Here is a 13,462-nt window from a genome sequence, read left to right as displayed (position 1 = left end):
CTATTCTTGGATACAAATTAAAAATGACACCTTGCCTCCTCCATAAAGGTCAAAATGCCATTACATATCATAACGCTGCCGTGCTTTTTTCTATAGCAACTCTTGATATTTTCTCATATAAATTTTTTTTATCACTGTTACTAAAAGTAAATAGGCAATGATCGTTGGAATCAAATAAAAGAAGTAATTTCCAGGTAATGGTGCAAATCCAATACTCGCTCCAAGACGCGTGAAAGGTAAAACAGTCCCAACCAAAATCCCAATTGACGTAACTAACGTTAAAATGCCAGACGCCTTACTTTGAAGAAATGGAATTTTCGGTGTTCTTAAGATATGGAGCACCAAAATTTATGACCATAATGATTCAATAAACCAACCGGCATGGAAAATAGCTATAAATAGTAATTGTTCATCCGTTGTTAATGAGAAAAAGCCTCCGCCCAAAATTGCTGGACAAATAATAAAGTACATAAATAAATAGGTCACAATATCAAAAATCGAACTCGTTGGTCCAAACCATCTCATGAATGAACCAATCGATTTAGCTTCCCATTTTTTTGGTTTTTCTACATACCCTGCATCTGCATTATCCCAAGGAACAGGCATACAAGATGTGTATCATAAATCAAATTCAAAAAGAGTGATTGAATCGGTGCAACAGGTAAAAATAGTAAAAAGATACTTGCTGGAATAACTGAAAATACATTACCGAAATTTGAACTTACAGTCATTTTGACATACTTCATTGTATTGCTAAAAACTCTGCGACCGGAAATTATTCCTTTCTCTAAAACCATCAAGTCTTTCTGCAATAAAATAACATCTGCAGATTCTTTTGCAATATCAACTGCTGTATCGACAGAGATTCCAATATCTGACACCTTCATCGCTCTTGCATCGTTGTTTCCATCCCCCATAAAACCAACTGTTTGTTCATTTTTTTTCAAAGCTTTCACTATTTTTGTTTTTTGATCAGGTGTTACTTTTGTGAAAATGTTGTATTCATTCACCGTTTCTTCTAACTCCGTTTCAGATAGCTTTGCAAGAGCTGAACCATTGATCATTTTTTCTGAACCAAGACCAACCTCTTTACAGACTGAACGGGTAACTAACTTATTATCACCTGTTAAGATTTTCACAGAAACACCATTATTTTCTAGCACTTTAATAGCTGCTGCCGTTTCTTTAGGAGGGTCTAAAAATGCTAAATACCCTTGTAAGATCAATTCTTTTTCATCTTCAACTGAATAGTCATCTAATTGATTATTGACCTTTTTATCGGCAATCGCTAATACACGCAATCCATCTTCATTTAATTCGTTTACTGTTTTTAATACTTGCTTCTTTATTTGGGGCGTGATTGAAACAATCTCACCATGTTGGTTGATATGAGAACAAGCTTTCAGCATTTCTTCCACTGCTCCTTTGGTAATCAAAAAACTTTGATTGGATCTTCTATTTTTTACCACCACACTCATTCTTCTACGATTAAAATCAAATGGAATTTCATCAATTTTAAAGTAGTCTTCTTCATCAATAGATAACTCTTTTGACGTTGCTTCAATAATTGCTTTATCAATTAGATTGCGCAGGCCTGTTTAAAAGTAGCTATTTAAAAATGCTGAATGTAAGACTTCTCGATCTTCTTGACATGAAGTATTGTAATGATATTCTAAAATCACTTTATCTTGTGTTAGTGTACCCGTTTTATCTGTACATAAAATATCCATGGCGCCAAAGTTTTGAATAGCATTGATATTTTTCATGATCGTGCCTTCTTTTGCCATGTCTCTAGAGCCTTTAACTAAATTGGTCGTAACAATCATTGGCAACATTTCCGGTGTAAGACCAACCGCTGTTGCAATTGCAAACATTAAGGCCTCACTCCAATTACCTTTTGTGATGCCATTGATTAAAAAGACTGCAGTACTTAGAACGCCACTTTAATGCGTTAAATATTACTGCAATCAATCATAAAAAACTGCCGACCAGAGTAATGTCCATTTACTATCTAAAAAATAAGTATATGGGCCTCCACTTGAAGCAAGTCCTATCTTCTTTTGCTGATCCATCATTTTAGTGATTCTTATGACGCTTTAGGCGGCTAAAATTCGACTGTTCGCTTTGCTACATGAAATCAAAACGGCTTCCTACTAAATCAGCCAGCATTCATCAAAAGTAAAACAAAACTTTTGGTGAATGCTGGCTTTTGTCTCAATTTTTCCTGTTTTCACTTATAAGATCATCACATAAACAGCTTGATACAGAAGGATTTATCAAAATAGTTGTTTTAACATTTCCTTCAAACATTATAAACAATTGAATGAATCGTCCGTTACTTATTTATCCCTTGTTCTTTTTTGTAGTTGATTTCGACGTTTTTTCATCTCCTTGCTTCTTACTTGATTCTAAAGAACGACTACTTTTCTCCACTTGAGAGGATGACGTTTCATGATGATCTTTTTTCTCCAAATTTTTTCTGCATCCTACTAAAACTAGTGAACAAAGCACAACTGTTGCTCCTAAAATAATTTTTTTCATAGACTTTATCCTCCTAAAAGTTCGTAAGCAATTAATTTTTACTTGTTCTCAATTATGACAGAATAGAATAAATGAACCATCCTAAAATCGTTATGACACTATTCTTTTTTTACAAAAAAAGCTAAATAAACAGCCTATAAAAGTTACGCTGCCTATTTAGCTTATTGTTAAAATCTAGACTAAACTCTTTTATATAAAGTAGTCAGCTGTATCTTGTTCATCTTGTTTAAGCTGTACAATCAAACTCTCAGCTCCATCAAATTTAACTTGATCACGTAAATAATGATTCCAGCGAACAGTGACTTGCTCACCATAAATATCTTGATGGAAATTTAAGATATACACCTCTACTGTAAGATCGCGACCATCGCCAAACGTATCATTATGTCCGATCGACCCCATGCCAATATGCCAGCTCTCACCAATTTGAATCTTCACGGCATACACACCAATTCTAGGTAAACGCACAGTGCTTTTGACTTTGATGTTAGCAGTTGGAAATCCTAACAAACGACCTCTAGCATCCCCATGAACCACTGTTCCGTCAGTTTCATATACATAGCCTAATAATTCAGTGACTTCTTCCATTTTACCTTGTTCCATTAAATCTCGAATTAGTGTTGAACTGATTTTTTCACCATCTAGCTCTTCTTTACTTACAGTAGCAATTTCAAAGCGGCTTTTAGCATATCCTGGCAAATGAGCAACATCTGCGATATCTTTTGGTCCATAAGTATAATCAAAGCCAGAAACGGCAACTTTTGCATGTAAACCAACAATATATTGATCCACAAATTCTTGCGGTGCTAAATGAGCAAATGCTGATGTAAATTCGATCACATATAGAATATCTACTCCTTGCTTTTCCATCAATCGTTCTTTTTGTTCTAGACTATTTAAATATTTCATATTTTCAGGTAGAACTTTTTGGAAAACGATAGACGGATGTTGGTTAAACGTCATTACAGCTAACTTTAAGCCTTTTTCTTGTGCTAATTTTTTGCCTGTTTCAATTACTTTTTGATGTCCACGATGAACTCCGTCAAAAAAACCTAAGACCATAACAACTTCATCTGTCGGAATTTGGTCTGCGGTATATGGATGTCGGATTGGAATGATTTGCATGATAAAACTTCTTTCTATTAATTATTTCTTAGTACCTTGCTAGGTTTTAATATATTTTGTTTTGTTGGCTGCGCCATGTATAAACTCACAACTTGATCTTGATAAAATAGCGCGACTAAATCTTTTGGCATTTCATTTAGAGATAATTCAGTTGGAGTTAAACGAACCCCATTTTTAACTTTCTGATAAAGTTCAGCAGATAAATCGATTCGTTGGAAACGTTCAATTGCTGTTTCAATTGGCAATAGGGTTTCAGTAATTGCATTTTTCTCCATTATTTCTGCCACTTGGGCTAACGTCAAGCTTTGCTCAGCAGTCAAGCCACCGCTTGCTGTGCGCGTTAAATCTGACATATGTGCTGGAACACCTAAAACAAGCCCTGTATCTACAGATAACGTCCGAACATAAGTCCCTTTACCACAGACCACTTTAAAGCGCCAGCTTTGTGTTCCTTTTGCTTCGTCAAATTCAGGATCACTTGTTCGCTCAAAAGAATAAATCATTGCTTTTCTGACTGGGCGTTCGACTTCCTCGCCATTTCTAGCATACTCATAGAGACGTTTACCGTTGACTTTGACCGCTGAAAACATCGGTGGAATTTGCGTGATCTCACCTGTCATCGTTTGCATAGCAGCATCGATTTCTTCATTTGAGAAAGCTTTAGTAAGTGCAGCGCACTCAACTATTTCCCCACTGGCATCTTCCGTTGTTGTAGAAAAACCAAGAGTGATTTGTCCTTCATAAGTCTTGCCAGAATCAACCATATATTCAATCACTTTCGTCCCTTTGCCGATACAAATCGGTAAAACACCAGAAACATCTGGGTCAAGTGTACCGCCGTGACCAATTTTTTTTGTATGTAAAATTTTCCTTAGTTTAAAAACACAGTCATGACTGGTCATGCCCGCTTCTTTCCATAAAGGTAAAATACCGTCCATTGTTTTCCTCCATTAGATTATTAACTTATTTATTATAGCATAGAAGAGAAAGAAAATTCATTTTTTCAAAACCAGTTTTATTAGTTAGTACGTAGCAACAAAAAAACGTGAAGCAAAACAAATTACGTTGTTTTGCTTCACGCGACTATGTCAATATAATATGAACTCAATTCGATCGAATTGTTAAGCAGAATGACCGACAATTACGCCACCAGCATAGCCAAATCCAACACGTGTCATACCAGGATTAAGCTCCCAATCACGGTGCCCAGTTCCAGATGGAGAGGTCATGTTCGTCTCATTATACCAAGCCATAATAACTGAATTACCTGGAGCAAACATAAACGCAATAACTTCATCTCCTCTATTCCAGTGATCTGACGGTACTTGGAAATCTTGCATGATAGAAGCACGGCTGCTAGCTGCGGCCGCAAGTCCTGCATCCCAACTAACTGGACTCAATCCATGAGCCGCCCGTAAAGCGTTTAGAGCTTGAAACGTGGCGTCACCAGAAGTAACTGGTGGTAATACAGGTTCCTCAGGCTTTTCTGCAGGACCAGTGCTTTCTTGAGTGTTTGAGTTGTTTCCCCCATTGGTATTACCAGTTGATTCATTGGTTTCACCAGCATTAGAAGGTGCAGTCGGAGTTTCTGTTACAGTTTCACTTGGAGCCGTTGCTTTTTCTGTTGTAGTTGAAGTATCCGTTTTGGTTTCCTCCGTTTTAGCGGTCTCGACCTTTTTAACTTCTTTCTTTTTCGTTTCCTTTGCAAGCTGAGCTTTTAACGCTTCTTGCTGTTGTTTTAGCAACGCATTTTTTGAACTTTCAGCTCCGGAAGTTTCAGAATCAACCTCTGCTTTCAATACATTTAAATCGGCTTGTTTGGCAACCAAATTTGCTTGTTCTTGTTCAAGCTGATTTGCTGCTTCTTCGATAGCAGTTAAATTTGTTTGGATATTCGTTTTTTTCGTTTCAACAAGTTTTTTATCTTCTTTTTGCTGTTTTACTAAGTCATTATTCGCCGTTAAAATGGAAGAAATCGCTTGAACTCGGCCAACAGCATCTGAAATTGATTCTGAATTTAAGATCATATCCAGAATTTGAGTTCCTTGTCCGTTTACTTGAACGTTTCTACCTTGTTTTTGAATGGCTTCTGTTCGTTTGTTGATGCGGACATCTAATGCAGCAATATCTTTTTTCAGTTGTTCTGATTCATTTTTTAAAGCTGTTTTTTCTTTGCTCAATGAAATCCCTTCATCATAAATTGAAGAAATTTCCTCTTCTAATGCAGTGATTTGTGACGTCACACTTTTTTGTTTTTCTTTTAACGCTGAGATTTCTTTATCTTGTTGTTCTATTTTTTTATCAGTTGTTTCGGCTAATGAACTAATTGGTGCTAAGGTTCCCGCAACTGTCATCATGCTAACTAGTAATAATGATAATTTTTTATTTTTCACTATTAACCCTCCATTTTTTCAACAGTGTCTCTAATGAGATCTATACTTTTAAAATGATACCATAAATTCTATTTGTTTGGTCGCTAAAAGTATTACAATTTCTTTCAATATAGTTACAAAAAATAATTCTATTACAAAAAAGCCGAAAAAGCTAAATGGGCTCATTTAGCTTTTTCGACTTTTCTAGTAGGAAGATTCTCTATTCGCCTTGATTCAATTTACGAATCAATTCATCAATATGATTTCCATATTGCACAGATTCATCTTTTTCAAAAATCAGCTCAGGCGTTTTGTAGAGTGTTAAACGTTGACCTAATTCTTTGCGGATCAATCCTTTTGCTTTATCTAATCCTTGTTGCGCTTTTTGATGATCAGAAGCTAGATCAGATAACAAACTGTAATAGATCGTCGCTTGCTGTAGATCACCTGTTACACGAACATCAGTGATCGTAATGTCTTGCACACGTGGGTCTCTCACACGTTTTCTCAATATATCATTGATTTCACGCATGATTTCTTGACCTACTCGGCGGTCACGATAATTTGCCATACTGTTTCTCCTTCTCTCTATTTTTAATTGTTTTTTATTGTTTGATTTCTTCCATTACAAAGCCTTCAATGACATCATCCACTTTAAGATCGTTAAAGTTTTCAACCATTGCACCACATTCAAAGCCAAGTTTCACTTCTTTCGCATCGTCTTTGAAACGTTTCAAGCTAGATAATTTCCCTTCAAAGATCACGATTCCATCACGAATCACACGAACACCACTATCACGACGGATAGAGCCTTCCGTTACGTAACAACCGGCAATTGTCCCAACTTTAGAGACTTTGTAAAGCTCACGAACAGTCATTTGACCAGTAATTTTTTCCTTGAATTCAGGATCAAGCATCCCTTTCATTGCTGTTTCGATTTCTTCGATCGCTTTGTAGATGATGCGGTGTAGGCGAATATCCACTTCTTCTTGATCCGCTTGTTGTTTCGCTTGCGGTGTTGGGCGAACGTTAAAGCCAATGATGATTGCATTACTTGCTGCTGCAAGTGTGACATCACTTTCATTGATTGCACCAACGGCTGAGTGAACGATTTTCACACGAACGCCAGCAACTTCGATTTTTTGTAAACTAGCTGCTAATGCTTCAGCTGTCCCTTGTACATCCGCTTTGATGATGACATTAACATCTTTTAATTCGCCTTCTTTTAGGCTTTCAAATAAGTTGTCTAATGTTACACGATTATTTGATGAGCGTTGTTCAAGTTGAGCACGCTTGCCACGTTCTTCACCTGCTTGACGAGCTGTTTTTTCATCTTCAAAAACTACAAAACGATCACCCGCTTGCGGTACATCATTCAACCCAGTGATTTCAACTGGCGTTGCAGGTCCAACCGCTTTATCACGACGGCCGATATCATTTGTCATAACACGAACTCGTCCAAAAGTATTACCGACAACGATTGGGTCTCCAACTCTTAATGAACCTTGTTGAACAAGTAGCGTTGCAACAGGTCCCTTGCCTTTATCTAAACGAGCTTCGATCACTGTACCAATTGCACGTTGCGTTGGATCAGCTTTTAAATCTTCAACTTCAGCAATCAACAGAATATTTTCTAATAATTCATCGATATTTTGGTTAAATTTTGCTGAAATATTCACGAAGATCGTATCTCCGCCCCATTCTTCTGGAATCAAGCCATGTTCACTTAATTCTTGTTTCACATGATCAGGATTAGCACCTGGTTTATCGACTTTATTGACCGCTACGATAATAGGCACTTCTGCCGCTTTCGCATGGTTAATCGCTTCAACTGTTTGTGGCATTACACCATCATCTGCTGCAACGACTAAGATCGTAATATCTGTGATACCAGCTCCACGAGCACGCATGCTTGTAAACGCCGCATGTCCTGGTGTATCTAAGAAAGTAATTGGTTTACCATCGATATCGATTTGGTACGCACCAATATGTTGTGTGATACCACCAGCTTCACCTGAAGTTACGCGTGAATTACGTAAGGTATCAAGCAATGTTGTTTTACCGTGGTCAACGTGACCCATGATGGTTACAACAGGCGGGCGTGTTACAAGATTTTCTTCAACTAATGCTTCTGGTTCGAAGAATTTATCGATATCAGCTACATCAACTTGAACTTTTTCTTGTGGTTCCATACCATAATCTACTGCTAATAGTTCAATTGTTTCTTTGTCTAAAGATTGATTTTGATTGACCATTACGCCCATCATGAATAGCTTCTTGATGATCTCAGCTGGTTCACGGTGAATTTTCTTCGCGATATCCGCTACATTCATTCCTTCCGTATATTCTAATACATCTGGCAATTCACGGAATTTACGTGCTGGAACTGCTGGTTTTGTGGATTCTTGGTATTTGCCTTTTTTGCCTTTTTTGTTGAATCGGTTGCGGTTTTGATTGTTGTAGCCATTACGGTTACGATTTTGGCCGCCACCTCCACCGAAGCTATTGTTGCGGTTACCAGTGTTGGTATTATTACGATTTTGGTTTCCTTGAGCATTGCTGTTGCTTTGTCCTTGTTGCGGACGATTTTGTTGTCCAGTTTGTGCCGGACGGTTTTGTGTTGTATTTTGGTTCGTACGATTTTGGTTTGTATGTTGCGTGTTCCCTTGAGTCGGACGATTTTGTGTATTGTTATTGTTACGGTTTTGATTATTTTGTTGTCCTTGTTGTGTTGGACGATTTTGGTTGTTTTGTTGCGGGCGATTTTGTTGCCCTTGATTTGAACGGTTTTGAGTCATATTTTGGCTGCTTCCTTGCATGTTACGATTTTGGTTGTTGCGATTTTGATTATTTTGTTGTCCTTGTTGCGCTGGACGATTTTGATTATTTTGCTGTGGACGATTTTGTTGTCCATTTGCTTGTTGTGGTTGGTTTGGTCTATGTCCATTTTGGTTAGCTGGTTTTGGATTTGCTGGTTTTTTTTGCGGCTGATTTCCTTGTGTTACTTGTGGTTTTGCCGCAGGTTTTGGTTGCGTATTGGCAGGTTTAGTTCCTCCAAATGAGTTACGAAGTTTCGATTCGTCCTCAGAAGAAATTGCGCCCATGTGATTTTTCACATCCATACCTAAAGCATGTGCTTTTTCGACAACATCTTTACTCGATTGATTTATTTCTTTTGCTAATTCATAAATTCTTTTTTTCCCCATGCAATCACCTTCCTAACCTTTGATTAGTTCCTTGAATTTCTTCGCAAAGCCGGAATCATTGATACCAATCACCATGCGTGTTTTACCGATCGCATGACTTAACTCTGCTTGAAAAAATGATTCATCACAAGGAACATTGTAATAAGAACATTTGTCCTTGATTTTTTTTCTTGTATTATCACTAGCATCAGCGGCAACAAAAACAAATTTTGCTTTGTTGCTACGGATATCACCGATGGTCAATTCTTCACCAGTCACTAGTTTCCCAGCTCTCATAGCCAAACCTAATAAATTTAGTAGTTTCTCTTTATCCATTGCCGAACAACTCATTACGTGCTTTTTGATGTTCAACATAGTCTAATAATTCTTGGTAAAACGCATCTGTCAATGTCGTCTCTAGCACACGATCTAAAATGTGTTTGTCCCACGCTTGCTGAACCTCTTTCGGTTCAAGTGAAACGTAAGCGCCACGACCTGGCATCTTCCCAGTGGGATCAATCGCAACTTCACCTTCTTTAGAGCGTGTGATTCGAACTAATTCTTTTTTGGGTTTCATTTCACCTGAAACAACAGATTTACGCATCGGGATTTTTCTTTTTTTCATTTGCTTCCCTCCAAATGGTTAAGCTTGTTCTTCGTCTTCTGCTGTTTTTTCTTCAAACGCAATGTTTTCATATTCATCAGTAGTCATATCAGATGCCACGATTGCTTCATCGTGAGCTTCCTCTTCAGGAGTTTCTTGATTTACCGCAAGTTGTGCATAGTACTCTTCCATTTCAGATTCTGGTTTGATATCGATTTTAAAGCCAGTTAATTTAGCAGCTAAACGAGCATTTTGCCCTCTTTTACCGATAGCAAGTGATAACTGATAATCTGGAACGACAACTGTACAAGCTTTACTATTAGTTTGATCAAAAATAACATCTACTACTTGTGCTGGATTCAATGCATTACTGATGAACACTGCAGGGTCTTCGCTCCACTCAACGATATCCATGTTTTCGCCTTTTAATTCATTGACAATTGCTTGAACACGCTGTCCCTTTGGTCCCACACAAGTTCCAACAGGATCGATATTCGGATCAGTTGAACGAACGGAAACTTTTGAACGATCGCCGGCTTCACGTGCAATACTGACGATTTCTACAATTCCATCATACACTTCTGGGATTTCTTGTTCAAATAATCGCTTCAATAAATCTGGATGACTACGGCTAACAAAGACTTGCGGGCCTTTTGACGTATTTTCCACTCTTGAAACATAGACTTTGATACGATCATGTGGTTGATAAAATTCATTTGGCATTTGATCTTGTTTTGATAAAACAGCTTCAATTTTACCTAAGTTCACATAAATATAGCGACGGTCTTGTCTTTCAACGATTCCTTGCATGATATCATTTTCATATGCACTAAATTCATTGTAGATAATGTTTCTTTCCGCTTCACGAACGCGTTGTAAAATAACTTGTTTCGCTGTTTGTGCAGCAATCCGACCAAAATCCTTTGGTGTTACTTCAAAACGGATCTTATCGCCCATTTCGTAAGCTTTATTAACTTCCATCGCTTCTTTCAATGATACTTCTAATTGTGAATCAAATACTTCTTCCGTTACTTCTTTAACGGCGTAAACATGGATGTTGCCTTTTTTACTGTCAAATTCAACTTCAACATTTTGCGCTTGTCCATAATGTCTTTTATATGCGGAAACTAACGCTGCTTCCAATGCATCAATCACGATCTCTTTAGAAATACCTTTTTCAGCTTCTAATGCATCTAGTGCATTTAACATTTCTTTGCTCATTTTTTTATCATTTCCTCCTACTGTCTAAATGAAAGGTAAACGGAGCTGGTCAACTTGAACGCTGGACCTTGCTTCCTTTGATAGGCAAAAACCGGAAAGTTCTGCTTTATTTTTTCTTAATTAAAACTGAATTGCTAAACGAGCTTTTGCAATGTTTTTTCGTTCAAATGTATAGTCTTTGACTCTTGTTTTGATTTTGACTGTTAAGGTCAACTGATCTTTATCAACGGTTTTCAAGATACCTTCAAATTGCTTTTCACCATCAATTGTTTGATAAAGTGAAACATGGATAAATTCTCCAACTGCTTTTTCATAGTCGCTTTCTTTCTTCAACGGACGTTCAGCTCCCGGAGAGGACACTTCCAGAAAATATGCTTGCGGAATCGGATCAGGATCCATAGCGTCAAGTTTTTCGTCTAGTTGCTCACTAACAAGTGCGCAGTCTAAGATATCGATCCCGCCTTCTTTATCAATAAAGACACGGAGAAACCAGTCTCTTCCTTCCTTGACAAACTCTACTTCTACAAGTTCAAAATTTTGTTTTTCTAAGATCGGCGTGACTAACTCGGTAACAGTTTCCACAACACTACTCAAAATTTTCGCCTCCTTCGAGATTTATATAACGTACTAGTTTTTTAGAAAACCTAATTCATGCAGCTAGACAATCAGAAATGACATATAGCAACCTTTTATCACACTTCTCGCCTATGTTACTCCATTAAAAAGAGTGAGCAGAAATCCGCTCACTCAAACTAGTATCATTACTTATAATGTATTCTACCATAGATCTTCGGGAAACTCAAATATACGTTATTAAAACGCGATTAATCTCGATACATTTTTTACTTTTCACCAAAGAATCCTACTTCACTTTTTTATTCTTTTGCTTTACTATAGATAAGAAGATTCGAAAGGAGCACCACTATGTCCCAAACTCAGGTAATCAAAGTAACCAAAGATACAATAAAAAAAATGAACTCATTCTACGAGAAACATCGTTTAAATCGACACGTTCCTTACTCTGACTTTGTTGCCAAAGTTGGCAACACAACGATTACAGCCTATACTTCTGGCAAAATTGTCTTTCAAGGTCCAGATGCTGAGAAAATAGCTGCTAAATGGGGGCAGCCTACTCAAAGCAAACAGTCAGCTTCACCTTCCAAAAAAAGCAGTACACTTCCGGCAAATTTCAGTCAGCTTTCTGTTTTAGGGAGTGATGAAGTTGGTAATGGTAGTTATTTTGGACCGGTCACTGTTTGTGCGGCCTATGTCGATAAAACCATGGTGACAAAATTAAAAGCTCTTGGCGTAAGAGACTCAAAAGAGCTTACTGATCCTCAAATCGTTCAGTTATCATCTGTTATTAAAGAGTTGATTCCTTACAAACTTCTGATCGTAGAGCCAGAAAAATACAATCAAATCCAACCAAAATACAATGCAGTCCATATGAAAGTTGCCTTGCATAATCAGGCAATCCACTTACTCTTAAATGAGCTTGCACCGACGAAACCAGAAGCAATCTTGATCGATCAATTTACGCCAGAAGCAAACTACAAAAAATATGTACGAAATGAACAAAATCAAGTCAGTGAGAAGCTTTATTTTATCACTAAAGGGGAACAATACCATGTGGCGGTAGCAGCGGCCTCGATCATCAGTCGTGCGGCGTTTTTAGAGGAATTAGATAAAGAATCAAAAGAATTAGGCATGAAAATCCCATCAGGAGCTGGAGCAACTTCGGATAAAGTGGCCGCAAACGTTTTGGCTAAAGGTGGTATGGAATTATTAAGTAAATATGTAAAACTTCACTTTGCTAATACAGAAAAAGCCAAAAAAATTGCTGCCAAAAGATAAAAACAACCCAAGACAGACTAGAAATCTATCTTGGGTTGTTTTTATCTTATTTACGTTGTAGCTATGTCATTTATCATTTTAAGATTAAGAAAATATAAAGTTAGTCATTAAATAGCAACGAGCAATCAAGCAAACAAGAACAGCCAGATTCCCGTCAAATCAAAATACATGTTGCTCTTTACTTCTATACTTATAAAAAAATTAACCTTTACCCAATTGACTTCTCCTTAAATATTCACTATATTTAAGGCGATCTAAATAACTTGTTAGGTGAGGCTCCTATGAAAACACAGGCTACTGCTCAAAAATGTCGAAAGACAGGAATGGGTAGGACAGGAATTGTCGAATTAAGGCTTTTCACAAAGTAGCTAAAAGCTCTGCTTTTTACGTTTCATAGTGCTAAAACTCAACGATGAGAATGATGAGAAAGCTCTATTTGTGCTGAAATCAATCCCCCTTCGCTGAGTTATTTAAGCGAAGTTTTTTTGTTTTGATAAATAGTGACAGTGTATTCTATAGGTTTTGGGGGTGAAACTAGGTTGGAATAAAGGAAATTCGAG

The 13,462-nt window shown here is 37.3% G+C and carries 11 protein-coding genes, 1 pseudogene and 1 riboswitch; of the genes and pseudogenes, 1 reads left to right on the top strand and 11 read right to left on the bottom strand.

Annotated features, from left to right (window positions below; all coding sequences use genetic code 11):
* Nucleotides 1-90: 90 nt before the first annotated feature.
* From mgtA to rimP, 11 genes and pseudogenes are all read right to left on the bottom strand, one after another.
* Nucleotides 91-1,937 (bottom strand): annotated as a pseudogene (gene mgtA, locus A5819_RS16260) (magnesium-translocating P-type ATPase); the annotation flags it as partial.
* A 406-nt stretch (nt 1,938-2,343) separates the two neighbouring features.
* Entirely contained in the window at nt 2,344-2,541 is a 198-nt protein-coding gene (locus A5819_RS16255) for a hypothetical protein (RefSeq protein ID WP_086281537.1), read from the bottom strand.
* Between the two features lie 189 nt (nt 2,542-2,730).
* Complete coding sequence (gene ribF / locus A5819_RS16250) at nt 2,731-3,666, bottom strand: riboflavin biosynthesis protein RibF (protein WP_086281541.1); 936 nt, start codon at nt 3,664-3,666, stop codon at nt 2,731-2,733.
* Nucleotides 3,667-3,683: 17 nt separating this feature from the next.
* Nucleotides 3,684-4,604 (bottom strand): tRNA pseudouridine(55) synthase TruB, encoded by a 921-nt coding sequence (gene truB / locus A5819_RS16245; RefSeq protein WP_086281543.1) that lies wholly within the window; start codon nt 4,602-4,604, stop codon nt 3,684-3,686.
* A 183-nt stretch (nt 4,605-4,787) separates the two neighbouring features.
* Nucleotides 4,788-6,059: a CAP domain-containing protein gene (locus A5819_RS16240; protein ID WP_086281545.1), complete on the bottom strand. Its 1,272-nt coding sequence runs from the start codon at nt 6,057-6,059 to the stop codon at nt 4,788-4,790.
* Nucleotides 6,060-6,258: 199 nt separating this feature from the next.
* The gene (gene rbfA, locus A5819_RS16235; RefSeq protein ID WP_025870867.1) at nt 6,259-6,609 is read right to left on the bottom strand and encodes a 30S ribosome-binding factor RbfA; all 351 of its coding nucleotides are present in this window, start codon (nt 6,607-6,609) and stop codon (nt 6,259-6,261) included.
* Nucleotides 6,610-6,643: 34 nt separating this feature from the next.
* Nucleotides 6,644-9,244 (bottom strand): translation initiation factor IF-2, encoded by a 2,601-nt coding sequence (gene infB / locus A5819_RS16230; RefSeq protein WP_086281548.1) that lies wholly within the window; start codon nt 9,242-9,244, stop codon nt 6,644-6,646.
* Between the two features lie 12 nt (nt 9,245-9,256).
* The gene (locus A5819_RS16225; RefSeq protein ID WP_086281550.1) at nt 9,257-9,559 is read right to left on the bottom strand and encodes a YlxQ-related RNA-binding protein; all 303 of its coding nucleotides are present in this window, start codon (nt 9,557-9,559) and stop codon (nt 9,257-9,259) included.
* The gene (gene rnpM, locus A5819_RS16220; protein WP_086281553.1) at nt 9,552-9,848 is read right to left on the bottom strand and encodes an RNase P modulator RnpM; all 297 of its coding nucleotides are present in this window, start codon (nt 9,846-9,848) and stop codon (nt 9,552-9,554) included. The genes A5819_RS16225 and rnpM overlap by 8 nt, the downstream gene beginning before the upstream one ends.
* 18 nt (nt 9,849-9,866) lie before the next feature.
* The gene (gene nusA, locus A5819_RS16215; protein ID WP_086281555.1) at nt 9,867-11,048 is read right to left on the bottom strand and encodes a transcription termination factor NusA; all 1,182 of its coding nucleotides are present in this window, start codon (nt 11,046-11,048) and stop codon (nt 9,867-9,869) included.
* Nucleotides 11,049-11,168: 120 nt separating this feature from the next.
* The gene (gene rimP, locus A5819_RS16210; protein WP_086281557.1) at nt 11,169-11,642 is read right to left on the bottom strand and encodes a ribosome maturation factor RimP; all 474 of its coding nucleotides are present in this window, start codon (nt 11,640-11,642) and stop codon (nt 11,169-11,171) included.
* Nucleotides 11,643-11,972: 330 nt separating this feature from the next.
* On the opposite strand from rimP, the gene rnhC reads away from it, so the two are divergent.
* Nucleotides 11,973-12,902, top strand: coding sequence for a ribonuclease HIII (gene rnhC / locus A5819_RS16205; RefSeq protein WP_086281559.1), 930 nt, complete (start codon nt 11,973-11,975; stop codon nt 12,900-12,902).
* Between the two features lie 255 nt (nt 12,903-13,157).
* Nucleotides 13,158-13,327: riboswitch (M-box (ykoK) riboswitch) on the top strand.
* The last annotated feature ends 135 nt before the right edge of the window (nt 13,328-13,462 follow it).

The sequence above is a fragment of the Enterococcus sp. 7E2_DIV0204 genome, from assembly GCF_002140855.1.
GTDB lineage: Bacteria > Bacillota > Bacilli > Lactobacillales > Enterococcaceae > Enterococcus_L > Enterococcus_L lemimoniae.
This window is presented reverse-complemented; position numbering and strand designations above follow the sequence as displayed.